22 protein-coding genes and 1 pseudogene are annotated in these 24,629 nt (G+C 58.2%); 4 read left to right on the plus strand and 19 right to left on the minus strand.

Features of this window, described 5'->3' with window-relative positions:
- Positions 1-10: 10 nt before the first annotated feature.
- A complete protein-coding gene (locus HWV67_RS28875; protein ID WP_095155539.1) occupies positions 11-613 on the minus strand; it encodes a glutathione S-transferase family protein in 603 nt (200 codons plus the stop codon).
- Between the two features lie 146 nt (positions 614-759).
- Between HWV67_RS28875 and HWV67_RS28880 the strand changes: the two genes are divergently transcribed.
- Complete coding sequence (locus tag HWV67_RS28880) at positions 760-1,953, plus strand: benzoate/H(+) symporter BenE family transporter (RefSeq protein ID WP_175653696.1); 1,194 nt, start codon at positions 760-762, stop codon at positions 1,951-1,953.
- Positions 1,954-1,968: 15 nt separating this feature from the next.
- Here HWV67_RS28880 and HWV67_RS32315 read toward each other — a convergent pair whose 3' ends face one another.
- The 3 genes and pseudogenes from HWV67_RS32315 to HWV67_RS28890 all read right to left on the minus strand — a co-directional run bounded on the left by HWV67_RS32315 (position 1,969) and on the right by HWV67_RS28890 (position 5,456).
- A complete protein-coding gene (locus HWV67_RS32315; RefSeq protein ID WP_371929355.1) occupies positions 1,969-2,841 on the minus strand; it encodes a methyl-accepting chemotaxis protein in 873 nt (290 codons plus the stop codon).
- A pseudogene (locus HWV67_RS32320) lies at positions 2,833-3,915 on the minus strand (HAMP domain-containing protein); the annotation flags it as partial. The gene HWV67_RS32315 and the pseudogene HWV67_RS32320, both read right to left, overlap by 9 nt.
- A 128-nt stretch (positions 3,916-4,043) precedes the next feature.
- Positions 4,044-5,456 (minus strand): aminotransferase-like domain-containing protein, encoded by a 1,413-nt coding sequence (locus tag HWV67_RS28890; RefSeq protein ID WP_175653698.1) that lies wholly within the window; start codon positions 5,454-5,456, stop codon positions 4,044-4,046.
- On the opposite strand from HWV67_RS28890, the gene HWV67_RS28895 reads away from it, so the two are divergent.
- Entirely contained in the window at positions 5,455-6,741 is a 1,287-nt protein-coding gene (locus HWV67_RS28895) for an MFS transporter (RefSeq protein ID WP_175653699.1), read from the plus strand. The two genes, HWV67_RS28890 and HWV67_RS28895, sit on opposite strands and share 2 nt — an antisense overlap.
- Here HWV67_RS28895 and HWV67_RS28900 read toward each other — a convergent pair.
- Positions 6,734-7,495 carry an SDR family oxidoreductase gene (locus HWV67_RS28900; protein WP_175653700.1) on the minus strand — a complete coding sequence of 254 codons (762 nt, stop codon included), beginning with the start codon at positions 7,493-7,495 and terminating at the stop codon, positions 6,734-6,736. The two genes, HWV67_RS28895 and HWV67_RS28900, sit on opposite strands and share 8 nt — an antisense overlap.
- Before the next feature lie 229 nt (positions 7,496-7,724).
- Here HWV67_RS28900 and HWV67_RS28905 point away from each other — a divergent pair, with 229 nt between their 5' ends.
- On the plus strand, positions 7,725-8,729 hold the full coding sequence (locus tag HWV67_RS28905) for an NADP-dependent oxidoreductase (RefSeq protein ID WP_175653701.1): 1,005 nt from the start codon (positions 7,725-7,727) through the stop codon (positions 8,727-8,729).
- A gap of 47 nt (positions 8,730-8,776) precedes the next feature.
- On the opposite strand, the gene pyrF is transcribed toward HWV67_RS28905, so the two are convergent.
- Complete coding sequence (gene pyrF, locus HWV67_RS28910) at positions 8,777-9,478, minus strand: orotidine-5'-phosphate decarboxylase (protein ID WP_175653702.1); 702 nt, start codon at positions 9,476-9,478, stop codon at positions 8,777-8,779.
- A 177-nt stretch (positions 9,479-9,655) separates the two neighbouring features.
- Between pyrF and HWV67_RS28915 the strand changes: the two genes are divergently transcribed.
- On the plus strand, positions 9,656-9,823 hold the full coding sequence (locus HWV67_RS28915; protein ID WP_175653703.1) for a DUF2897 family protein: 168 nt from the start codon (positions 9,656-9,658) through the stop codon (positions 9,821-9,823).
- Between the two features lie 53 nt (positions 9,824-9,876).
- On the opposite strand, the gene HWV67_RS28920 is transcribed toward HWV67_RS28915, so the two are convergent.
- The 13 genes from HWV67_RS28920 to rffA all read right to left on the minus strand — a co-directional run bounded on the left by HWV67_RS28920 (position 9,877) and on the right by rffA (position 24,615).
- Positions 9,877-10,194 carry a ComEA family DNA-binding protein gene (locus HWV67_RS28920; protein ID WP_175653704.1) on the minus strand — a complete coding sequence of 106 codons (318 nt, stop codon included), beginning with the start codon at positions 10,192-10,194 and terminating at the stop codon, positions 9,877-9,879.
- A gap of 259 nt (positions 10,195-10,453) precedes the next feature.
- Positions 10,454-12,451, minus strand: a complete 1,998-nt coding sequence (locus HWV67_RS28925) for a polysaccharide biosynthesis protein (RefSeq protein WP_175653705.1) — start codon at positions 12,449-12,451, stop codon at positions 10,454-10,456.
- A 57-nt stretch (positions 12,452-12,508) separates the two neighbouring features.
- Entirely contained in the window at positions 12,509-13,687 is a 1,179-nt protein-coding gene (locus HWV67_RS28930; protein ID WP_175653706.1) for a DegT/DnrJ/EryC1/StrS family aminotransferase, read from the minus strand.
- Between the two features lie 86 nt (positions 13,688-13,773).
- Entirely contained in the window at positions 13,774-14,400 is a 627-nt protein-coding gene (locus tag HWV67_RS28935; RefSeq protein ID WP_175653707.1) for an acetyltransferase, read from the minus strand.
- The gene (locus tag HWV67_RS28940) at positions 14,397-14,993 is read right to left on the minus strand and encodes a sugar transferase (RefSeq protein WP_175653708.1); all 597 of its coding nucleotides are present in this window, start codon (positions 14,991-14,993) and stop codon (positions 14,397-14,399) included. The genes HWV67_RS28935 and HWV67_RS28940 overlap by 4 nt, the downstream gene beginning before the upstream one ends.
- Before the next feature lie 44 nt (positions 14,994-15,037).
- On the minus strand, positions 15,038-16,261 hold the full coding sequence (locus tag HWV67_RS28945; protein WP_175653709.1) for a glycosyltransferase family 4 protein: 1,224 nt from the start codon (positions 16,259-16,261) through the stop codon (positions 15,038-15,040).
- Between the two features lie 6 nt (positions 16,262-16,267).
- The gene (gene wecB, locus HWV67_RS28950; RefSeq protein WP_175653710.1) at positions 16,268-17,398 is read right to left on the minus strand and encodes a non-hydrolyzing UDP-N-acetylglucosamine 2-epimerase; all 1,131 of its coding nucleotides are present in this window, start codon (positions 17,396-17,398) and stop codon (positions 16,268-16,270) included.
- Between the two features lie 24 nt (positions 17,399-17,422).
- A complete protein-coding gene (gene wbjC, locus HWV67_RS28955) occupies positions 17,423-18,535 on the minus strand; it encodes a UDP-2-acetamido-2,6-beta-L-arabino-hexul-4-ose reductase (protein WP_175653711.1) in 1,113 nt (370 codons plus the stop codon).
- Positions 18,536-18,538: 3 nt separating this feature from the next.
- Positions 18,539-19,573 carry a polysaccharide biosynthesis protein gene (locus HWV67_RS28960; protein WP_175653712.1) on the minus strand — a complete coding sequence of 345 codons (1,035 nt, stop codon included), beginning with the start codon at positions 19,571-19,573 and terminating at the stop codon, positions 18,539-18,541.
- Positions 19,574-19,966: 393 nt separating this feature from the next.
- Positions 19,967-20,920, minus strand: a complete 954-nt coding sequence (locus HWV67_RS28965) for a hypothetical protein (protein ID WP_175653713.1) — start codon at positions 20,918-20,920, stop codon at positions 19,967-19,969.
- Entirely contained in the window at positions 20,917-22,209 is a 1,293-nt protein-coding gene (locus HWV67_RS28970) for a glycosyltransferase (protein WP_175653714.1), read from the minus strand. The genes HWV67_RS28965 and HWV67_RS28970 overlap by 4 nt, the downstream gene beginning before the upstream one ends.
- Positions 22,193-23,485: an O-antigen translocase gene (locus HWV67_RS28975; RefSeq protein WP_256680227.1), complete on the minus strand. Its 1,293-nt coding sequence runs from the start codon at positions 23,483-23,485 to the stop codon at positions 22,193-22,195. The genes HWV67_RS28970 and HWV67_RS28975 overlap by 17 nt, the downstream gene beginning before the upstream one ends.
- Positions 23,482-24,615: a dTDP-4-amino-4,6-dideoxygalactose transaminase gene (rffA, locus tag HWV67_RS28980; protein ID WP_175653715.1), complete on the minus strand. Its 1,134-nt coding sequence runs from the start codon at positions 24,613-24,615 to the stop codon at positions 23,482-23,484. The genes HWV67_RS28975 and rffA overlap by 4 nt, the downstream gene beginning before the upstream one ends.
- Between the last annotated feature and the right edge of the window lie 14 nt (positions 24,616-24,629).

The raw sequence follows: 24,629 nt of genomic DNA on the forward strand, positions 1-24,629 counted from the left end.
TCCTTGAACCTCAGCCTTCCATCGCTACATGCCGCGGATGCTCTGCCACTCGCGCCAGCCACTCCCGCACCTTCGGATAAGCGCTCAGGTCGAAGCCGCCCTCATGCGCGACATGGGTGTAGGCATACAACGCCACGTCGGCGATCGAATAGCGGTCGCCCACCAGATACGGCGTCACTTCCAGTTGCCGCTCCATCACCTTCAGCGCCTTGTGCCCGCCCTTGTGCAGCTTGCGGTATTCCTCCAGGCGCTCGTCCGGTAGCCCCAGATAGAACTGGATAAAACGCGCCACCGCGATATAGGGCTCGTGGCTGTACTGCTCGAAGAACTGCCATTGCAGCACCTGGGTGCGCAACCGCGGTTCAGAGGGCAGGAACTCACTGCCGTCAGCGAGGAAATTGAGAATCGCGTTGGACTCCCACAGGCAGGTGCCGTCTTCCAGTTGCAACACCGGGACCTTGCCATTGGGGTTCATTGCCAGGAATTCCGGCGTCTGTGTCTCACCCTTGAGAATATCCACCGGCTGCCAAGTGTAAGGCAGATCGAGCAGGTGCAGCATCAGCTTGATCTTGTAACAGTTGCCCGACTGGTAATCCCCATAGACCTTGTACATCTTGCCCCTCCCCCTTTTCTGCAAAAGCGAACCGACCTTCATGGTTGGCGACTGTACGGCTAAATGCAACGGTTGCTGTATTGCAATCGACACCCTGTCGCACGGTAGTCTGAAAAATCTGCTGACACCCGTATAAGGATTTCGCCATGCCCGACGCCACCTCCGCACAATTGCGGCCGCTGGCCGACTCGTCACCCTCCGCGGTGGTCGCCGGTTTCATCGCCATGCTCACCGGCTACACCAGCTCATTGGTGCTGATGTTCCAGGCCGGCCAGGCCGCAGGGCTGACCAGCGCACAGATTTCCTCGTGGATCTGGGCGCTGTCCATCGGCATGGCGGTGTGCAGCATCGGCCTGTCGCTGCGTTACCGCACGCCGGTGACCGTTGCCTGGTCGACGCCGGGCGCGGCATTGCTGATCACCAGCCTCGGCGGCGTGACCTACGGCGAGGCCATTGGCGCCTACATCACCTGCGCCGTGCTGGTGGTGATCTGCGGCCTGACCGGCAGTTTCGAACGCCTGGTCAAACGCATTCCCGCGTCGCTGGCCTCGGCGCTGCTGGCCGGGATTCTGTTCAAGATCGGCAGCGAAATCTTCGTCGCCGCCCAGCACCGCACCACCCTGGTACTGGGGATGTTCTTCAGCTACCTGCTGATCAAGCGGGTGTCGCCGCGCTACTCGGTGCTCGCCGCGCTGGTGGTGGGTACGGCGCTGTCCGGCGCGCTTGGCCTGCTGGACTTCAGCGGCTTCAAGCTGGAAGTGGCGACACCGGTGTGGACTACGCCGAGCTTCTCCCTCGCCGCGACCATCAGCATCGGCATTCCGTTGTTCGTGGTGGCGATGACTTCGCAGAACATGCCCGGCGTCGCCGTGCTGCGCGCCGATGGCTATCAAGTGCCCGCCTCGCCGCTGATTTCGGTTACCGGTCTGGCCTCGCTGGTGCTGGCACCGTTCGGCGCCCACGGGGTTAACCTGGCGGCAATCAGCGCGGCGATCTGCACCGGGCCGCATGCCCATGAAGACCCCAAGAAGCGCTACACCGCAGCCGTCTGGTGCGGGATTTTCTACGGCATCGCCGGGACCTTCGGCGCCACCCTGGCGGCGCTGTTCGCCGCCCTGCCCAAGGAGCTGGTGCTGTCGATTGCCGCCCTGGCGCTGTTCGGCTCGATCATGAATGGCCTCAGCGTGGCGATGAACGAAGCCAAGGAACGCGAAGCGGCGCTGATCACCTTCATGGTCACCGCCTCGGGCTTCACCCTGTTCTCCATCGGCTCGGCCTTCTGGGGCATCGTCGCTGGCGTGTTGACGCTGCTGATCCTCCACTGGCGTAAAAGCGCCTGACAGGCATTTCCGGACTCAGATCCGGAAATGCCCGACCATCCCTTTCAACTCCGCTCCCAACTGCGCCAGCTCGATACTCGAGCTGGCGTTGCCTTGCATGGCCATCGCCGACTGATCGGCGCTGCTGCGAATCTGGGTCACGCTGCGGCTGATTTCCTCGGCCACCGAGCTCTGCTGTTCTGCCGCCGCGGCAATCTGCTGGTTCATCTGCTGGATCAACGACACTGCCGCTGCGATGCTGCCCAGCGCACTTTCGGTTTGCAGCGCATCAGCCACCGCCAGCTTGACCAGTTCGCCACTGTTCTGGATCTGCGTCACCGATGACTGGGCATTGGCCCGCAGACTGCTGACCAGACGCTCGATCTCTTCGGTGGACTGTTGGGTACGCTTGGCCAGGGCCCGCACTTCATCCGCCACCACGGCAAAACCGCGACCCTGCTCACCCGCGCGGGCAGCTTCGATGGCGGCGTTGAGCGCCAGCAGGTTAGTCTGCTCGGCGACGCTCTTGATCACTTCCAGCACCGAGCCGATGTGCTGGATTTCGGCGCTGAGGTTCTCGATGCTGTGGCTGGCCGAATCGGCGGCACTGGCCAGTCGCTCGATGCGCTGCATGCTCTGGCGCACCACCTGCTGGCCGCTTTCCACCTTGCCGTCCGCCGATTGCGCGGCTTGCGCAGCCTCCTCGGCATCACGGGCGACGCTGTGCACGGTGGCCGTCATCTCCTGCATGGCGGTGGCAACCTGATCCGTTTCCTCTTTCTGGCTGCTGACTTCGCGGTTGGTCTGCTCGGTCACCGCCGACAAGGTGTGGGCGTTGCTGGCCAGCTTGTCGATCCCGGACTGCAAGCCACTGACGATGCCGCTCAGGCCGCTGCCCATCTGCTGCATGGCCAGCAGCAACTGCCCCACTTCATCACGGCGATCGACGTTGATTTCGCCGCGCAAATCCCCTGCGGCAATTTCCTGGGCACGGCTGATCACCCGGCGCAGCGGCAGCACGATGGCTCGGGTAATGAGGATCGCCGCGACAATGCCCACCAGCAACGCCAGCAATGACGACGCCAGAATCAGCAAGGCATTACGCTTCAATTCGGCCTGCATTCCGGCATCGATGGCCGCGTTGATCTGCTCGACCCGCGCCGTGACCTGTTCGGCCCGCGCCTGCAATTGCTGGCGCAATTGCTCCTCGCGGGCCAGCAGGTCCGTGTATTCACCAAGCTTCTCGCCGAAGCTGGCGATGTGGGTGGTCACCTCGCCAAGCACGCTCTGATAGCCAGGGTCCTCGATACTTCCCTTGAGTTGCGCGGCCAGTTCCGCGGCCTGATCAGCCTGCTCGATGCGTCCCTGGCGTACATCGTCGGCGCCCTTGCGGTTTTGCTCCAGGCGCACCCGCGCCTCATCCATCGCCTGCAGCATCAGCCGCGCCACCTGACCAACCTGGCCGGCCTGCTCGACGAACTCGGCGCCCTTCTGGCCTTGGGAGTCCTTCAGCGTCCAGGTGCCATCGTCCGCCAGCCCGGACTGCAACACATCCAGGTTATTGGCAACGCTGGACACCGACCAACTGGCCATGTCCAGCGCCAGCTCCTTGGCCTGGGTCAACTCGACGAATTGGTCGAATGCCTGGCGGTAGGCATTCAGCTCGGCGCCGACATCGCTGCTGGCAAGTTCCGGCAACTGCCCGGCCTGGGCGCTCAAGGCTTCCACACCCTTGCGCAACGCCTCAGCCGCCTTGGGATCAGAACGCTGGGCGAAGCGCTGCTCGTCCAGACGCAAGGCCAGCACCCCGTTGTTGAACGCGGTCATCTGCTTGAGCCCATCGACGCGCTGGCCGAGGCCATACAGCGCAGCAATACCGATCGCGGCCACAACCGCCGTCAATAACAGCACCAGGGTGAATCCCAGCCCCAGCTTGCGGGCCATGCCCAGGTTGGCGAAACCACCATTTGCGCCCGATTTCATTGCTCGCTGCCCCCTTGTGCCCCTGGAAAACTCGCCGCATCGCCAAGGGTGCAGAGTGGCAACGGCGCCCGTGGCAGCACAAGACACCGGCGCCGGAATAATGGCAAAAAGCTACGGAGCCGTCGTTTTCAGGAAACTGAAGGTCGTCGCGACGATAGTTGGCCAACCGCCTGAAAAAACGCTTGAGCACGCACATCCTGGGTGTAGGCGACATTGATTCGCAGCCAGTCACTGTCGGCGCCCTCGGGATCGAATGCCGAACCCGGCGAGAGCACGACGCCTTCACGCTGGGCGATCTGTTGCAGCGCGCTGGAGTCGACACCCGGGCAGCGGGCCCAGACGAACATGCCGCCGTAAGGCTCGGCGAAAACCTCCCAGCCGGTGGCCTCGAGCAGGCGCAACGCACTGGCCATATGCTGGGCCAGACGCACGCGCAAGCGCTGCACGCTCTTGCGGTACACCCCGCTGGCCAGCAACTGCGCCAGCACCTGCTCGGCGAACCGCGACGTGCCAATTCCGGTGATCATCTTCACCTCGGCCAGGCGCGCGATCAGCCCCGCATCAGCGACCAGGTAACCGACCCGCAGCGAACTGCTCTGGGTCTTTGAAAAGCTCGCGAGGTAAATCACCCGCTGCTGACTGTCGAGGGTCGTCAGGCGGGTCGCCTGGCTGTCCTGAAAGTCGGCATAGATATCGTCCTCGATGATCCGCACGTCGAATTCGCCGGCCAATTCCAGCAAGCGCTGGGCGGTGCGCGGGCTCAGGCTGGTGCCGGTGGGGTTGTGGTAGAGGCTGTTGATGAACAGATAACGCGGAGCGTGCTCGCGCAGCAGATCAGCCATCACCTCAAGATCGGGGCCGTCCACCGTGCGCGGCACCGGCAGCATGCGCACACCGTGCAGGCGCAGCAGGTTGTAGAGGTTGTAATAGCCGGGCGTTTCCACCAGCACGCTATCGCCCGGCTTGAGCAAAGTGCGCACCAGCAAGTCGAGGGCCTGGCTGGCACCCTGGGTGGTGAGAATCTGCTCGGGCTGCACCTGGATCCCCAACAACCCGAGGCGCTTGCGCACCTGCTGGCGCAAGGCCGTGAGCCCCAACGGCGGCCCGTAGCCGAACAGATCCTGCCCCGCACCGCGACTGACCTGACGAATTGCCAGGGCAATTTCCTCGCTTTGCCGCCAGTTGTCCGGCAGCCAGCCGCAGCCGAGCCTGAGCAGGGCATCACGATCGTCGCTGAACAACCGCCAGCGCCCGTCGATGCCTTCTTCCCAGTGCGGTTCTTCGGCGAAAGGCGCCTGGCCCTTACGCTCGGCGACGAAAAACCCGACACCGTGACGCGCCTCCAGCCAGCCTTGCGATACCAACCGGTCGTAGGCCTCGATGGCACAGGACTGGCTGACCCCCTGCTCTTTCGCCAAATAACGAATCGACGGCAGACGGCTGCCAGGACGTAGCCGCTGCGCGGCAATCCAGCCCTGCAGGCCATCCGCCAACTGCTGCACCAGCGGGGCCGTCAATTGCCGATCAAGGTTCAGTTTCATGGCTCGAGTGTTTGGTCATTTTGGCCGAACAGTTAATCACAAAAGACTCAGGGGTGTGCCTTTCCCCCTGCCAACAGTCACCCGAAAATCGCCTTGTCACTACAAGGAGTCCCCCATGATTACCCGCCATGCGTCCGCCGTACTGGCTTTCGCCCTGTGCCTGGTCACCTTTGCCGTCAATCTCCAGGCCCCGCTGTACACCGCCTATGCGGCGCTCTCCGGTCAGGGGGCGGCGGCGACTGCGGTCGCGTTTTCCGGTTATGTCGTCGGCGTCCTGCCGGTACTGCTGTTGCTCGGCGGACTGGCGGACCGGATCGGCCACAAGCCGCTAATCATTGCGGCGCTCTGCCTGTCGATGCTGGCCACGGTACTGACGATGCTCGCGCCCGGCCTGACCACCCTCGCCTTCGCCCGCACCCTGCTGGGCGTCGGGACTGCGCTGGCATCGGCTACCGGCACCGCGTACATGGGCGAATTGATGCGCAACGGCGACAACCGCGCCGCAGCCAATCGGGTCACTGCCAGCACCTCGCTGGGCTTTGGCCTCGGCGCGGCGGTCACCAGCCTGTTCCTGCTACAAGGTCCCACACTCGTACCCGGCAGCTTTGCGCTGCATCTGGGCCTGGCGTTGGTTGCGCTGCTGGCGGTACTGGGGTTGCCGGATCCTGGCGTCCGTCGCCAAACCGCGCTGCTGCGCCTGCCGTTCTACCCGACAGGAAGCCTCCCCTACGGTCTGGCGATCTTGCTGGCCTGGGGCTGTGTCGGCCTGGTCATCGCTCTGATGCCGTCGATCCTGGCACGCCATCATCTGGCCAACTGGTCGGGGATGTCGACGTTCTGTGTCATCAGTTGTGGCCTGCTGTTCCAGCCCCTGGCGCGACGCATGACACCAGCCCGCTCGACCGGACTGGGCTTGCTGGTGCTGCCATGCAGTTACGCACTGCTGGCGTGGGGCGCGCATAGCGGCATATTGCCAGCTGTATTGCTGGGAGCAATCGGGGCCAGCAGTGCCTGTTACGGGTTTATCTATCTGGGCGGGCTGTCGGCGGTCAATGCGCTGGCGGGAGCAGAAAAAACCCGCGCCAGCGCCGGATTCTTCCTGCTCGCCTATCTGGGTTTCAGCCTGCCGGTGATCTTCACCGGCCTGCTGGCCGACCGCTTCGGTGCCGGCACCGCCTTGACCTTGTTCGGCGCCCTGTTGCTGGGGGGTTGCCTGGTGGTCGCCGGCGCCCTGCTGCGCTCCAGCAGAAACGCCGCAGTCCAGGCCATGCTGGCCGTCAAATAGCCGTGGCACCACCGTCCACCGCCAGGGCCTGGCCGGTGGTGAAGGCTGCGCCGTCGCTGCACAGGTAGAGCACGGCGCTGGCGATTTCCTCGACCTTGCCGATGCGGCCAACCGGGTGCATGGCGGCGGCAAACTCCGCCTTGCGCGGGTCGGCCTCGTAGGCACGGCGGAACATGTCGGTATCGATTACCGCCGGGCAAACGGCGTTGACCCGGATCTTCTTCTTGGCGTACTCGATCGCAGCGGACTTGGTCAGGCCAATCACCGCGTGCTTGGAGGCGCTGTAGATACTCATCTTCGGCGCCGCGCCAAGGCCGGCAACCGAAGCGGTATTGACGATCGCGCCACCGCCTTGAGCGAGCATCAGCGGCAACTGGTACTTCATGCACAGCCACACGCCTTTGACGTTGACGCCCATGATCGCGTCGAACTCCGCCTCGCTACCTTCGGACAGGCGGCCCTGCTCAATCTCGATACCCGCATTGTTGAACGCGTAGTCCAGGCGGCCATAGGCCTCGACGGTCCGCGCCAGCAACTGCTGCACCTCGGCATCCTTGGTCACGTTGCAGGCGACGAAGATTGCCTCGCCACCTTCTGCGCGGATCAACGCCACCGTGGCCTCGCCACCCGCTACGTCCAGATCGGCCACCACCACCTTCAGCCCTTGCCGGGCAAACGCCTGCGCCGTGGCACGGCCGATACCTGCGGCGGCACCGGTGACCAGAGCGACCTGGCCGGAAAACGTCATACTCATCGAAAGCTCCTGCAACAAGGTGAGGAAAGTGGCGTGAGTCTAGTCAGCCGATAGAGCAGATGGGCAGCATCATCAGGGTTCCGGTTGATGCACTATGAGAACAGGTGATTATCAACGCCGTGCTTCATCACCTTGCTCGATAGTCAGGTATTCGCCGCAAAGGCAGCACTTGCCGAGCGCGCCATGAAGGTCTATCACAAAGCTTTTGCCCAACCTTTGCGAGGCTTCCATGACTGCCCAGACCAACCGCCGCTTCCTGCTCGCCAAACGCCCGGTAGGCGCCGTGACCCGGGACGACTTCAGCTACGAGCAGGTGCCGGTAGGCGAACCCGCCGACGGCCAGGTGCTGGTGAAGAACCTCTACCTGTCCCTCGACCCGGCCATGCGCGGCTGGATGAACGAAGGCAAGTCCTACATCCCACCGGTGGGCCTCGGTCAGGTGATGCGCGCACTGGGCGTCGGTGAAGTGATCGCCTCACGTAACCCGAAATTCGCCGTCGGCGATCACGTCAACGGTGCACTGGGCGTCCAGGACTATTTCCTCGGCGAGCCGCAGGGTTTCTACAAGGTTGATCCAAAACTGGTGCCGTTGCCCCGCTACCTCTCGGCGCTGGGCATGACCGGCATGACCGCGTACTTCGCCCTGCTCGACGTCGGCGCGCCCAAGGAAGGCGAGACCGTGGTCATTTCCGGTGCCGCCGGCGCAGTGGGCAGCATCGCTGGGCAAATCGCCAAGATCAAAGGCTGCCGCGTGGTGGGCATCGCCGGTGGTGCGCAGAAATGCGCCTACTTGAAAGAAGAACTGGGCTTTGACGGGGTGATCGACTACAAGGCCGAAGACGTGCTGGAAGGCCTGAAACGCGAGTGCCCGAAAGGGGTAGACGTGTATTTCGACAACGTCGGCGGCGACATCCTCGACGCCGTGCTCAGCCGCCTGAACTTCAAGGCCCGGGTAGTGATCTGCGGTGCCATCAGCCAATACAACAACAAACAGGCGGTGAAAGGCCCGGCCAACTACCTGTCGCTGCTGGTCAACCGCGCCCGCATGGAAGGCTTCGTGGTGATGGACCATGTCGCGCAGTATGGCGCGGCTGGCCAGGAAATCGCCGGATGGCTGGCAAGCGGCAAGCTCAAGAGCAAGGAAGACATTATGGAGGGGCTGGAAACCTTCCCCGAGACACTGTTGAAACTGTTCAGCGGTGAGAACTTCGGCAAGCTAGTGCTGAAAGTCTGAAACGAAAACGGGGCCCCCTTGGGAGCCCCGTCTTGTCTGGTCTGGCCTTAGCCGCGAATTTCCGCAACCACCGCCGCCAGCGCCTTGGCCGGATCGGCCGCCTGGCTGATCGGGCGACCGATCACCAGGTAATCGGAGCCGGCATCCAAAGCCTGACGCGGGGTCAGGATGCGACGCTGGTCATCTTGGGCGCTGCCGGCAGGACGAATGCCCGGCGTCACCAGTTGCAGCGACGGGTGCGCGGCCTTCAGCGCCGGTGCTTCCAGGGCCGAACAGACCAGACCGTCCATCCCCGCCTTCTCCGCCAGCGCTGCCAGCCGCAGCACCTGCTCCTGAGGCTCGATATCCAGGCCGATACCAGCCAGGTCTTCGCGCTCCATGCTGGTCAGCACGGTCACGCCGATCAGCAACGGCTGCGGACCGCTGCGCTTGGCCAGCTCGTCACGGCAGGCCGACATCATGCGCAGGCCGCCGGAGCAATGCACGTTGACCATCCACACACCCATTTCCGCCGCGGCCTTGACGGCCATTGCCGTGGTGTTGGGGATATCGTGGAATTTCAGGTCCAGGAAAACTTCGAAGCCCTTGCTGCACAGAGTCTCGACGATGCCGGAAGCGCTGCTGGTGAACAGCTCCTTGCCGACCTTCACCCGGCACAGCGCAGGATCCAGCTGATCCGCCAGCTTCAGGGCGGCCTCACGAGTGGGGAAATCCAGGGCGACAATCAGGGGCGTCTGGCAGACGGACATGGGCAAGGTCTCTTTGGCAAGTCGAAAACGGCGCGCATTGTAAACGATGCAGCGGCGCAACGGGGGTCAGTCATCGCGAATTCCCTCTCGGCGTTACCCCCTATAATTGAACCAACACAGAGAAGTTTTACTCGAAATTACAGATACGGCCCTATTCGCCGTGCAAAGGAGAGTGCCATGCCCTGGTATGCCTGGTTGATTCTGGTGGTAGCGATCGGCTCGATCGTCGGCGGCCTCATGATGCTACGGGACACCGCGAAAAAGTTGCCCCTGACGGAAGAGCAGCTCAGGCGGGTTCATGAAAGGAATGCGGAAATGGATGCGAAGGAAGCGAAGGATCGCTGACCTGCGTGAACGAAAAGGCCGATCACCCAAGATCGGCCTCATTTTTTGTGGCTTCAGTTCACCACTATTTTGTCCCGGTTACGTTCCAGCAACGCTTTGCCAATACCCTTGACCTCCAGAAGCTCGTCCACCGAAGCGAAGTTCCCATTCGCTTCCCGGTAGGCAACGATAGCGTCGGCCTTGGCTTTTCCAATACCGCTCAATTGGCTTTGCAGTGTTGAAGCATCGACGTTGTTAAGGTCGATCAGCGGCTGTTGAAGCTCCACCATCACGGTTGCCGCCGGCACAGGCGCGGAGGGAGCCGCATTGATGGGCATGGAGAAGATGCCGAAGCAGGCCAACAGAAGCGAAGCAAGATAAGCGTGGCGCATGAGTGAAACTCCTTGGGTTCTCGATAACGAAGGCAGCGTTTCCTTGGCTGCCTCTCAAACCTAGATCGTTAGCCGGGAGAGTCAAATTCCTGATGGGCGCGATGTTTTACCAAATCTGAATTTCTGACCGGGCATAAAAAATCCGGTGCTCGTTTTCAAGCACCGGATCCTTTGGCCTGCGGACTGGCAGTCAGTCAGCCAGTCGTGGCTGACTGACCTTGACCATTATGCCCCCTGCATCTGCGTAGCGATCAAAGGCTCATGGCTCCTGCCGACGCTGCTGATAAATCCAGTCAACGATCTCGCTGTCCGGCGCATAACCGCTGACGGTCTCGCGCAGGAGCTGGCGAACGGCTCCGTAGTCATCCTGACGCACAGCCGACAAAAGCGTCGACAAACGTACCTTGAGCACGTCCCAATCCAGAAAGTCTTCGTTGGCGCTCATGATCATCGAATGCTGGGTGGCGACCACGTTATCGCCAATCAGCAACTCCTCGTACAGCTTCTCCCCAGGACGCAAGCCGGTGAACTCGATGGCAATATCGCCGTGAGGATTTCGCTCCGAGCGCACGCTGAGACCAGACAGGTGAATCATTTTCTCAGCCAACTCGACGATGCGCACAGGCTCGCCCATGTCCAGGACGAACACATCTCCGCCAAGGCCCATCGAACCGGCCTGAATCACCAACTGCGCGGCCTCCGGGATGGTCATGAAATAGCGAGTGATCTTCGGGTGAGTCACAGTCAGCGGGCCACCGGCCTTGATCTGCTTGTGGAACAGAGGGATCACCGAACCGGAGGATCCCAGTACGTTACCGAAGCGAACCATGGTGAAACGGGTCTTGTTCACATAGGAAATATTGCTGTCGTCACCAAACAGAACCAGCGCTTGCTGGCGACTGAGCGCCTGGAGCGTCATTTCAGCCAGACGCTTGGTACTCCCCATCACATTGGTAGGCCGAACGGCTTTGTCGGTGGAGATCAGCACGAAGTTGGCGACACCCGCCTGAACGGCCGCTTGCGCAGTGTTCAGGGTACCAATGACATTATTCAGCACGCCTTCGGCGATGTTGTGCTCCACCATCGGTACGTGCTTGTAGGCCGCCGCATGGTAGACCGTGTCGACACGCCAGGTCTTCATGACATCGAGCATCTGATCCTGGTTGCGCACCGAGCCGAGAATGGGTAGCAGAGCAACCGAGAGCGCCTCACGAGCGACCCTTTGCTCAAGTTCCGACGTGATGCTGTACAGGTTGAACTCGCTGTGTTCCAGCAGCAGCAGAGCCTTCGGCGACAGAGCCAGGATCTGGCGACACAGCTCCGAGCCAATCGAGCCTCCTGCGCCGGTGACCAGAACCGTTTGTCCGGTAATACAGTGCTCAAGCAACTCCTCTTGAGCCGGTACCGGATCACGTCCCAGCAGGTCTGCGATATCCACTTCCTGGATGTCGTCCACCTTCACACGCCCACTGGCCAGGTCCATGAAGCCCGGCACACTGCGTACGTGCAAAGGGAAACCCTCGAGGTAACCCAGAATTTCCCGACGCCGCGCGCGCGATGCCGAAGGAATCGCCAGCAGGACTTCCTGGGCACCGGTCACATCGATCATCTTCTGGATATGGCGAGGCTTGTATACCTGCAGTCCCGAGATGACCCGATCCGCGATGCTTTCATCGTCATCAATGAAGGCGACCGGGCGCATCAGCTTGCCAATACGAAGCGCTGCAACCAGTTGGTTGCCGGCAGCACCGGCGCCATAGATGGCCACCCGAGGCAGACCGTCATCACGGTTGGTGAATGGTACGTGCTGGGCGGCGGCAAACCAGTCACCCAGGAAATACTGACGCATGGCCAGGCGCAGTCCACCCACCATTATCAGGCTCAGCCACCAGTAGTTGAAGATGACCGAACGCGGCACCAGACGCTCGTGATTGCTGTACCAGTAGACAAACAACCCCAGAATCAGCGCCGACAGGCTTACCGCCTTGATGATGGTCACCAGGGCATCGTTGCCGAAATACCGCATCACCGCCCGGTACATTCCGAAACGAATGAACAGTGGAATGCTGATAATCGGTGCGGCAGCGAAAAGCCAGCCGTGATCCAGCAACGGATTGGCGAGATCGTCGATGCCCAACCTGACAAGAAATGCCAGCCACAGCGCTCCCCAGACCAAAACTATATCCGTCAGCACCTGCAGCAGGCGCTTCTGCCGCCGGGGAAGCTGCAGCAATTTCCTGCGCAACGTATCAATCATCCTTTAAACCCCACCACAAACCTCGAATCACCTTATTCTGCATCCGTGCCTCACACGCTATGGGGCAACAGCCAACGCCATGACATCGCGCAAGGCGTCACAAGTCTTTTCGATTTCATCGTCGGTCAATGTTGGGTGAACGAGAAACATCAGGCTGGTTTCTCCCAACTCACGCGCCACCGGCAATGGCTGCTCAGGACGCCAGCCGGTGCCATCAAACGCCTTTTCCAGATAAACCTCCGAGCAGGAGCCGGAATAGCACGGCACACCACGGGCAACGATTTCGCCGATGATACGGTCGCGCGACCACTCTGGACGCAGTTTCTGCGGCTCGACGAAGACGTAGCATTTGTAAGCGGCATGGCCAATGGTCTCTTCGATCACAGGCACGCGCAGGCCCGGTAGCGCTTTTGCGCAATCCCAGATAGCGGAAGCGTTGCGCAGGCGCGCCTCGTGCCAGGCTCGCATACGACGCAACTGGATGCGTCCGATCGCGCCCTGCATTTCCAGCATGCGCCAGTTGGTACCGAAGCTTTCGTGCAGCCAGCGGAACCCTGGTGCGTGCTCACGCTGGTAAACAGCGTCCCAACTCTTGCCATGGTCCTTGAATGCCCACATATCGGCCCACAAGGTACGGTCGTTGGTCGTGACCATGCCGCCTTCACCGCCGGTGGTCATGATTTTGTCCTGGCAGAACGACCAGGCACCGATGTGGCCGATGGAGCCGACTGGGCGGCCCTTGTAGGAAGCCCCATGAGCCTGGGCACAGTCCTCGATCACTTTCAGACCGTGTTGCGCCGCAAGCTCCATGATCGGGTCCATGTCGCAGGGCCAGCCTGCAAGGTGGACGCAGATCACACCGCGGGTCCGAGGGGTCAGTACCTGCTGGATGGTTTGCGCGGTGATATTCTGGGTATCAGCATCGACCTCGGCAAATACCGGTATGGCCCCAGCATTGACGATGCTCGAAACCGAAGCCAGGAAGGTACGGGGAGTGACGATAACCTCATCACCCTGACCAATGCCCAGCGCCTTCAATGCCAGGTCGAGAGCTACCGTACCGTTGGCCAGGGCAATGGCATACTCTGTGCCCGCCCAGGCAGCAAATTCTTTCTCGAATTCACGGCATTCCTGGCCAGTCCAGTAGTTGACCTTGTTGGAAAGAACCACACTGCGAACAGCCTCGGCCTCTTCTTCACTGAACGATGGCCAAGGGGAAAAAGAAGTATTCAACACAGCTTCGTACCTGCTATCCGGATTCTATTGTCGATACCATTACGGACCCTGCGGTCCTTGCATCCATGTGCCAAGTATCGGAGCTATTACTTACTGACAAGGGCGCGCGCGGGAACACCTGCGACGGTCATGTTATCAGAGATATCGTTTACCACCGCAGCGCCAGCAGCGACCACGACCCGCTCACCGATGTTTATCATCTGGCGTACGCAGGCACCTATGCCAATCCAGCTTTCATCCCCTACGGTAACTCCGCCCGCAAGCCGGGCACCCGGACTTACATGCACGCAATCACTCAACCTGGAATCATGATCGACGCTGCAACCGGTATTGAGGATTGCGCCTTCACCGATTTCACAAAACGGATTGACCACCGCCGTGGCGAAAATCACGCTGCCGGCACCGATACGAGCGTGCCGGCTCACTACCGCCGATGGGTGAATGATGGTTGCCAGCAAGGCACCAGCTTCCCGTAATTGCACCAGCTTCTTTCGGCGCACGGCATTGTTGCCGATGGCAACCACTACGCCGGTGAATTCGCTGAGGTGGTCAAGTAACCAGGCACTGTCACCCAGCACCGGCCACGCGCCATTGACGCGGCATTGCGGCCAGGCGTCATCGAAGAACTCGATGCTGTCCCAACCACTCAGTTGTGCGGCATCCGCCACAACTTTGCCATGCCCACTGGCACCTAGAATTGCCAGGCGCCTCATTTTCGCGTCCCGGTAAACCGGGACATGGTTACTTCACCCTGCCCACTGATTCCGTCACGCACCACGACTTTCTTGATCGTCAGGAATATGATCTTCAGATCAAGCCAGAACGAACGGTTTTCTACATACCAGACGTCAAGCTTGAACTTGTCTTCCCAACTCAACGCATTGCGTCCGTTGATCTGCGCCCAGCCGGTCACCCCGGGGCGTACCTCATGGCGACGCGCCTGCTCATCGTCGTAAAGTGGCACGTACTCCATGAGGAGTGGTCGCGGCCCGACAAGACTCATGTCGCCCTTGATCACATTCCACAGTTCCGGCAACTCATCAAGGCTGCTGGAGCGGAGGAACGCGCCAAACGGCGTCATGCGTTCGCTGTCAGGCAGAGGATTGCCTTGGCTATCGACCGCATCACGCATCGTCCGGAATTTGACCATCTCGAACGCCTTGCCGCCCAGCCCTGGGCGAACCTGCCGAAACAGTACCGGAGATCCCAGGCGCCGGCGTATCAACAGCGCCACGATCAAAATGACCGGCGCCAGGGCAATCAGCCCCAGGCTGGCAGCCCCTATATCAAACAGTCGTTTCAACATCGCAGCATCCAATCCCGGATTTATCGTTGCAGCGCGGACAATGACTACTTTTTGCCCAAACGCCGAAAATGCTCGCCAAACCGCTCCGACCCGACCTTCAACGACAGGTGTTGCTCGTAATAGGCCTTGCCCTTCTCACCCATCTGCCTGCGTGTGTCGGCATCGAGATCAGCCAGCTGCTGCATCGCATCGGCCAGCGAATGCGGGTTCTCCCACTCTGCGACCACCCCGCATCCCGAATTGCGTACCAGATCTGCCGCATCGCCTTCGACGGCCATCATCATGGGTCTTCCGGCGGCCATATACGCCTGGGTCTTGGACGGAATGGTGATGCTGAAGAGCGGATCCCGCTTCAAGTGCACCATCAAAGCGTCGGCACTGGCCAGGTAAACCCCGACCTCAGCCATGGGTACTCCGGGTAGAAACACCACGTTGTCCAACTGGCGCTCGCGAACCATCTCCTGCAGACGAGGGACTTCCACGCCTCCACCAAGAAAAACCAAGGTGATTTTGGCGGATCGAGCCTTGAGCAGTTCGGCAGCATCCATCACAGCGCCCAGCGCCTGAGCCTTACCCATGTTACCGGCGAACAGCACGCGGAAGGTGCTGTCGTCCGGGAACGCTTCAGGCAGCGAAGCATTGGGTGAGCCGATCATGTCTTCGGCACACCAGTTGTAGATGATGTCGATTTTTTCCGCCGGTACGCCCCGCTCGATCAGCAAGCGCTTGAAACCTGGTGACAACACGACCAACTGATCGACTCGACGATAGACCCAGTCGCAGACCCGGCCGACCAGGGCCAGCGCCCGTTCGTTGGAAAACATACCCGTCGCACGCAATGTGTCGGGCCACATGTCCTGAATGTCATAGACCACCGGCACACGGCGGAAAAGACGGATAAGCGCCGCGCTGATGCCTACCGTCAACGGCGGATGGTAGGCATAGATCACGTCGGGACGACGAGCACCGAAGAGCCCGTACAACAAGCTGCTCGCGGCGAAGGTGGCATAGTTCAGCACTCGGCCAATGCCGCTTTGTCCATGGCTGGGGTAAAGCGGAAGCCGAGTGACCTGGACACCATCAATCACCTCACGCTGCAAGGGCCGTATCCGATATCCCGGGTACAGTTTGCCGCCGGGGTAATTCGGAAAACCGGTTACCACTTCGACCTCGAAGCCTTGAGCCACCAACGCCCGGGCAAAAACGATGCCCTTGAAAGTAGGTTCAGGATCGAACCACTGGGTCAACAAAAGCACACGCTGAGCCATGACCAATCAGTACCTTCTCCAGACGGTGCGCATTACATAGTCGCGATAGCTATGAATGATACGCACCACCTTCTCGGAAACGTTGGGCATGCTGTAGTCGGCAACCAGACGCAAGCCTCGAACCTCGTCGCGAGGCTGGCTTTCCAGCAGCGCCAACCCCTGAAGTACGCGCTCGACCTCCAGGCCAGTCATCATCACCGCAGCCTCTTCCATACCTTCCGGCCTCTCATGGGCTTCGCGCAGGTTCAGGGCGGGGAAATTGAGGATGGACGATTCTTCGTTGATGGTACCGCTATCGGACAGCACAGCCCGCGACGCCAACTGCAACTTGTTGTAGTCGGTGAAACCGAGGGGCTTGAGCAGGCGCACATTAGCGTGGAACTTGATGTTCAACGCATCGACACGCTTTTGGGTGCGCGGGTGAGTCGAAACGATCACCGGCAACCCGTATTGTTCAGCTACGGTGTTGAGCACATCCACCAGTTTCAGGAAGTTCTGGTCGGCATCAATGTTTTCTTCGCGGTGGGCACTGACAACGAAGAAGCGACCAGCCTCCAGGTTAAGGCGCTGGAGCACATCAGAAGCATCGATTGACGGGCGGTAATGGTTGAGCACCTCGAACATCGGGCTGCCCGTCTTGATCACCATGTCCGGCGACAGGCCTTCGCGCAACAGATAGTCGCGAGCGATGGTGCTGTAGGTCAAATTGATGTCGGCGGTGTGGTCGACGATACGGCGATTGATCTCCTCAGGAACCCGCATGTCGAAACAGCGGTTGCCGGCTTCCATGTGGAAGGTAGGGATCTTGCGGCGCTTGGCCGGAATCACAGCCATGCAACTGTTGGTATCACCCAGCACCAGCAGAGCTTCAGGCGCGACCTCGGCAAGGACCTTGTCAACGGCGATGATCACGTTGCCGATCGTCTCTGCGCCGGTACTGCCGGCGGCATTGAGGAAATGGTCAGGCTTGCGAATGCCCAGGTCCTGGAAAAAGATTTCGTTAAGTTCGTAATCGTAGTTCTGTCCGGTGTGAACCAGCACGTGTTCGCAGTGCTGGTCCAGGGCTACCATCACACGCGACAGGCGAATGATTTCGGGACGAGTACCAACTACGGTGACAACCTTCAACTTTTTCATTTCGATTCCTTGTGATCTGGACGCTCAGGCGCTCAGCGACTTCGCGTAAGTGTCCGGAAGCTCGCGATTGAAGACTTCATTGGCCCACAACATGACGACCATCTCCGTGTCGCCGATATTGGTGATGTCGTGGGTCCAGCCTGGGACAGTCTCAACGATGACCGGGGTTTCGCCAGAGGTCTGCAGTTCGTAGAACTCCCCGGACACCATGTGGCGAAAACGGAAATTTGCCGTGCCTTTGATGACAAGGAATTTCTCGGTTTTAGTATGGTGGTAGTGCCCGCCGCGAGTCACACCAGGATGGGCAGTGAAGTACGAGAACTGGCCGCTGTCGCCGGTTTTCAGCATCTCGACGAACACCCCGCGCTCGTCCCCATACTTAGGCACCTGATAGGTGAAGCGATCCACCGGCAGGTAGCTGACATAGGTCGAATACAGTGCTCGCAGGAAGCCCGTGCCCACCGGTTCGGTAATCAGGCTGGCGCGGCTGTCACGGAACGCATGCAAGTGCTCGGCAACCTCGCCCACACTTACATCGTACTGAGGCTGTATATCCACATAGGCATTACCGATGTGTTCACCGCGCATCACTTCCAGGAAGCATCGGATTACGTCATCGATATAAACAAGGTTGATACGTGCCTGCGCATCGTTTATCTGGATCGGCAGATCACGAGCGATGTTATGACAGAACGTGGCAACCGCCGAGTTGTAGTTCGGGCGAGCCCATTTGCCAAATACGTTCGGCAAGCGGAACAAATAGACTGGCGAACCGATAACGGCCTGCAACTCGAGCAGAACATCTTCGGCTCCGCGCTTGCTGACGCCATAGACATTGTCAGCCGCGGCCTGAATAGAGGAGGTGTACAACAAAGGGACCTGCCGCCCACCTGCACGCAAGGCGTCGGCCAAGGCACGGGTCAGGTCAACGTTGCCGGTGGTGAACTCCTGCGGGTCCTGAGGACGATTGATACCTGCCAGGTGGAAGACGAAGTCGGCCTTGGCCACTTTCTCGGCAAGCGCCGCCACGTCATCGCTGCGGGTGAAGGTGTCGATAACCACATCCTTCAGTTCCCGCAGATGCACCAACAGGTTCTTACCGATAAAACCATCGGCGCCGGTGATGAGTACGTTCATCGATCACTCCTCGGGAACAGCGTGCTCACCGCGCTGGATCGCCTGCATGAACTCAAGTTTGAGCAACAACTTCTGCATGCCTTCGACATCCAGACGCTCAGTGTTATGAGAGTTGTAGTCTTCAGCACGAGAGATCTTCTCTTCCCCTTGCTCAACGAACTTGGCGTAGTTCAGGTCACGCAAGTCTGGTGGCACGCGGTAGTAGTCGCCCATGTCCTGCGCGCAAGCGAGTTCCTCGCGGCTGAGCAACGCCTCGTAAAGTTTTTCACCATGACGCGTGCCAATAATCTGAATAGGATGCTCAGGCTTTCCGACCAGGCTGGTCAAGGCTTGCGCCAGCGTCTGGACAGTCGCGGCAGGGGCTTTCTGCACGAAAAGGTCACCATTCTCGCCGTGTTCAAAGGCGAACAGCACCAGATCAACAGCATCCGCCAACGTCATCATGAAACGCGTCATGTTGGGATCAGTGAGGGTCAAGGGATTCCCTGCCCGGATCTGATCGATGAAGAGAGGGATGACCGAGCCACGCGAAGCCATGACGTTACCGTAGCGCGTGCCACAGATGATCGTGCGCTCGCTGTCGACATTGCGCGACTTGGCGACCATCACCTTTTCCATCATCGCCTTGGAAATACCCATGGCGTTAATCGGATAGACCGCTTTATCCGTGCTCAGGCAAACCACTCGCTTGACACCATTCTGGATCGCCGCCTCGAGTACGTTCTCGGTACCCAGTACGTTGGTCTTCACTGCCTCGAGCGGATGGAACTCGCAGGAAGGCACCTGCTTGAGCGCTGCGGCGTGAAAGATGAAATCGACTCCACGGGTGGCGTTGAGAACGCTCTGATAATCACGCACGTCACCGATGTAAAACTTCAGCTTGCTACTCGCGTAGCGCTTGCGCATGTCATCCTGCTTTTTCTCATCACGGCTGAAAATGCGAATTTCGCCGATATCGCTGTCAAGAAAGCGCTTGAGCACGGCATTGCCAAACGAACCAGTGCCACCAGAGATAAGAAGAGTTTTTCCGCTAAACATAGTATTTCCCGAGGTCCATGAACGGCGCTTTCAGCAAGCTTCCGATTCCAATATCTGTCATTGCTTCTGCGTGCGGAGAGCGAGTCTGTCGTGTATTAAACATCCAGCCGATGGGTGCACTTACAACTCGATGGCACAGGCCTTATGCCCAGCTGAGCGAGTTGACATCCTGAGGCCTATCCGCAATCACGCCCGACTGATCAACCCGAGCTAAAAGCGAACAATTTCGCCATTGTAAACCAAACAGTAACCCGATTGGGCCCCTTGGAAATCCCTGATCATGAGAAGTGGATGGCGTTTTGACACCAATCGCCGACTTGCCGGCTCTCGCAGCCAGGAATACCTCCCCGCCCTGCCGCTTTCTTCGCTAGATTCCTTCCTGCACGCGAAAAATCAATAGATCCCTGCGAATCCGTCACCAAACTCAATCATTCTCATTAAAAAATGGATGCCGTTGTACGCAAAGAAGAGTGCGGAGGCAAGAACACCAATATTCAACCCTCTGCGATACGGTGCTGCGTAGTACATGAAGACGAAGTAGGAAAAAATGACCACCCGCTCAGAACCGATGAAGAACGAAGCCAGCACCATAGGTAACGATGCCAGAAACGCCTCGGCACCCCGCCCTCTGGAATAAAAAATCGCCATGGCCATGAACACGAGCGGTTTAACCACTGCCGCAGGACCACCCCAGGCGCCATAGTAATAAGAAAGCTTCGATTCAATATGCTCACGCAACAAGAGCAACAGTGCCGCCACACAAACCACTGTCAACAATAACGAAAGAAAACCCAACCCCACTCGTCCGCGCACCAAGCGCCGGAGCACATGAAGCGCGGCCTCGACCTGCGTACCTATCAACAGAAGAATGACCTGCACATGACTGATCAGCGAGAACCCGAGCAATGCATACTTCAGCACTCCGCGCAAAGAATAGGCCACTAAAAAAATAGCAAGCGAAAGCTTCAACCTCTCTGCGGAAAAACTAAGGACCAACAAATAGAAATTGCAGACCAACAACGGAAACAATAGCTGAGACACATTATGACGAAGCAGCCACAAAAACAGTTGATAATAAAAAATAAAATTGACTATTGAAAATACAACATCCTTAGGCAACCACTCAGAAACCAGATAAACCACCAGGAAGTAACCAGGCTCACTGGTTCCCAGTTGATTTTTGTAGGCATAGAACCCATCGGCTAACGATAGCCCCTGAATGTTCTCATAAAAGGCCCTGTAGAACTGTTGATCGCCTCCAACAGCGTAAGAAAGCAGCAAGAGGCCAATGCAAGAAAGAGGAAACGCCCAACAGAAAGCGGTAAATTTTTCAGCGTTGACTTTCATGCCTTGCGCGCCGGCGCACTAGATGAATCCGACACGCTACCCTGCTCTCGACGCATCGAGAATGCAGATGAGAATCCTGTTTTTTCTTTTACGCCCCATACCAAAAAGGACAGGAAAGCCAAGCAATTAGAGTAACCACATGACCTGAAATCGGAGAGCGTGCTCGACTCAGCCGAAATCCGCTCCAACCCGTTGACCGTATGAACTATTGAGAAGGTTTCAGCTTTTACACGACAGCTATTGGCCACCGCCGTCCAGGTATCGGGGTCGGTCAGGGAAAGCAGTTTTTCTTCAATGGACACGAGCGCTTGCCCACTACCCATTTCGTTATAAGAGTAACCTTCGACATCCGACAGGAACCCATAGGTCATCGGCTCGGGGATAGATTCAATGCCAACAATGGAGGGAATACCCAATGCTGAAGATTCAATGATGGAGGTACCGCTTCCAACGAATGCAAAGCTACCCGCCAACACCTTTGGGATATCGCTATAGCCAATGACACCTTTGAATTCGACACAGTGCTCTACACCGTGCTCCTGAGCCAACGCCTTCAGCGCAAGCTCATTTGTGCCAGAACCATAGATTTCATAAATCAGCCCAGGACGTGACTCACGCAACCTGCCCAGCATTCTGATAATGTGAGCATTGTAAGCCTTGAAAGGATGCAGATTCCCGATTGACACTATCCTCAACGAATCAGCATCACCGACGGAACGCCCCTTCCACTCTGGCAACTCGACCCCGATGGGCAATATCTCAGACAGGCTATAGTCTCGATCAAAAAAATGCGCGTGCGAACGCTTGTTTAGCTCGTTGAAGAAGACCATCGAGGAGGCAGGCAAGGCAGCGAAGAGCGCCTGTGCTTTTTTCGAAAAGTAAGCGCCAACGTTCCGGTACATAATCTCATTTTGATGGTAGATCCCGAAACTGACGCTTTTCAGGGTCACGCCTGCTGCTACGAAACGCTTGAGCAGCAAAACACCAAACACGCCCATGACATGCACATGGCCGCCATGACGAGAAATGAGTTCGTTGATGGGATCGAAATCAAGTGGCATGAATGTAGCCAACTGAGAACCGAACAGCGGAGCAGGCGCTCCACTGGAGTAATCGCCCAGGCGATACAGGTCAGCACATTCAGACAGTTGTGCTTTAAGTTTTTCATCAAAGATGTCAAACATTACCAGCACACCAATTCGCTGCCCCCTGGATGCATACTCTCTCGCCACGCGCAAAAGGAAAGTTGTTCCACCGTTCAACTCAAGCACATTAGCAAGAAACAGCATTAGTCCCCCTTCCGGAACACTTACGACTTACGTAGAGAACAAAGCAGGCGACTGCGACAAGGAAATAAATCACGTAAGTCAGCGCGTAAGCCTGAACCACTGTCAGCACAGCACTCGACTGCGCACCAAAACCATAGACAAACAACACAAACAAACCATTTTGCAGGACTTCAGCGCCCACATACAGCTTAACGGAAGCTTTAGCAACAGCCACAAACCCAATGACATATGCAGCAACCCTGAAGCCATCACCTACAAGCTGATACCCTAGGTAATCTGCAGCCTTTCCAAACTCTGCGGAAAGCAGGTGACCAATAAAAAAGTCACGTCCAACATATAAACAGCTTGCCCCGAAAACAAACAACACCGTCACAGCCGAGAGCATTTTCAGCGTGAGCCCTCTAATAACACCCTTATTATTCTCCCTGGAAATCAGCGGCATGAAATAATAGGAGAGAAAAATAGTAAAGAACCCCAGGTAAGCAGAGGACAACTTCATCAGCCCTTGCCACAACCCCGCCTGCTCGTAACCAGAACCATTGATCAAAAACTGACGAACTGTAATCTCTACTACAGGAAAGCTAGCAGCACTAACAATCATCATGCCACTAAACTTTGCAAAGCCGCGAACCTCTGAAGTAGATAACTTCACAAGCCTTACATGCCGTCTGAGCCTGAAGCGCAAGTGAAAGTAAATGGCAGGCAAGACCGGCGCCAGATAAATGGCAATCGTGGCCAACGCCGCACCTTCAAAACCCAAAACTGGCACCAACCATGCAACAAGCGACATTGCAAGCAAGCTGCCAATGATCTGAATCCTGGAGTAGACATGGGTTGCCAGCAATCCGTTCCCTACCCCGACAACAATATTGACGTAGGCATAACAAAATTGTGCCAGAGACAACAGAACTACAAGCCACCACTTGCCGCTATCATTGAATACGAAGCCGGCCACGGGTTTGCTGAAAACGATACCAATCACGCCGACTGCCAGACAGCATACAAGCGAATAGCTGGCAGAAGCCGACACCACCCGGGCAAGGCGGCGCGGAGACTGATTGTACTCAGATGAGTACTTGATCACAGCGTTGGTGATGCCTCCACCGGCAACCATATAAAGCATGGTTGCCAAACTCATGAAATGCCCAAGAGCGCCCAGCCCGTCCGGGCCGAGATAGTAGGCAATTACTTTTATGAGCAAAAAGGCAACCGCAATTCTTGACAGATGAGCAACACCTGTCAGGAAAGCACTCTTGATCGCGCTGTATCGACTCACACCGTTTCCAGCGCTTTCCGAACAGCCGCAATAACGCTGGACTGCTCTGCGTCAGTCATGCCGTACCAGATCGGCAACCGCACCAGCCGTTCACTTTCTTGCGTGGTGTACTTGTCCTCTCCATGGAAAGTACTCCAGCTTGCACCATACGCAGAGGAATGAAGTGGAACATAGTGGAAGACCGCAATGATGCCCTGAGCCTTCAGGCTATCGATGAATGCCGTGCGCACCTGCAAGCTAGCCAGCTTCAAATAAAACATATGAGCATTATGCTCGCACTCTTGCGGGACCACCGGCAGCTCGAGCAATGCGCCGCTGAGGCCGGAGAACGCCTCATAATAACCATGCCACAGTCGACGACGAGCACTATTGATCCGCTCGGCATTTTCAAGTTGAGAGTACAGGTAAGCCGCCTGCAACTCCGAAGGCAAATAGCTGCTACCAACATCTACCCAAGTGTATTTATCGACCATGCCGCGCCAAAACTGGCTACGGTTAGTACCCTTTTCCCGAATAATCTCTGCACGCGCAATGAACTTTTTGTCATTGATCAGCAGAAGGCCGCCTTCGCCGCCACTCGTATAGTTTTTTGTGTCATGGAAGCTGTAGGCCGCCAAATGGCCAATGGTCCCCAGTGGTTTTCCCTTGTAGGTAGACATCATGCCTTGCGCGGCATCTTCGATGACATAGAGGTTGTGCTTGTCCGCGATCGCCATGATCACATCCATTTCACACGCCACACCGGCGTAGTGAACGGGAACGATAGCTTTTGTGCGCTCGGTGATCGCCGCCTCGATAAGCGTCTCGTCAATGTTCATGGTATCGGGACGCACATCCACGAAAACGATCCTGGCACCCCGAAGCACGAAAGCATTCGCCGTACTTACGAAGGTGTAGCTCGGCATGATGACCTCATCACCCGGCTGGATATCAATGAGCAGAGCCGCCATTTCCAACGCTTGCGTGCAGGATGGCGTCAGCAGGACCTTTGGGCTCCCTAGATTACGCTCGAACCATTCATGGCAGCGGACTGTGTACTCACCATCGCCAGACATCTTTGCGGCGCGCATAGCCTTGAGTACATGACTGTCCTCGTCGCCGGTGTAAGGTGGTTTGTTGAATGGAATCATATCTCTGCTCACTT

The sequence above is a fragment of the Pseudomonas sp. Marseille-P9899 genome, assembly GCF_903166565.1.
Taxonomy (GTDB): domain Bacteria; phylum Pseudomonadota; class Gammaproteobacteria; order Pseudomonadales; family Pseudomonadaceae; genus Aquipseudomonas; species Aquipseudomonas huaxiensis.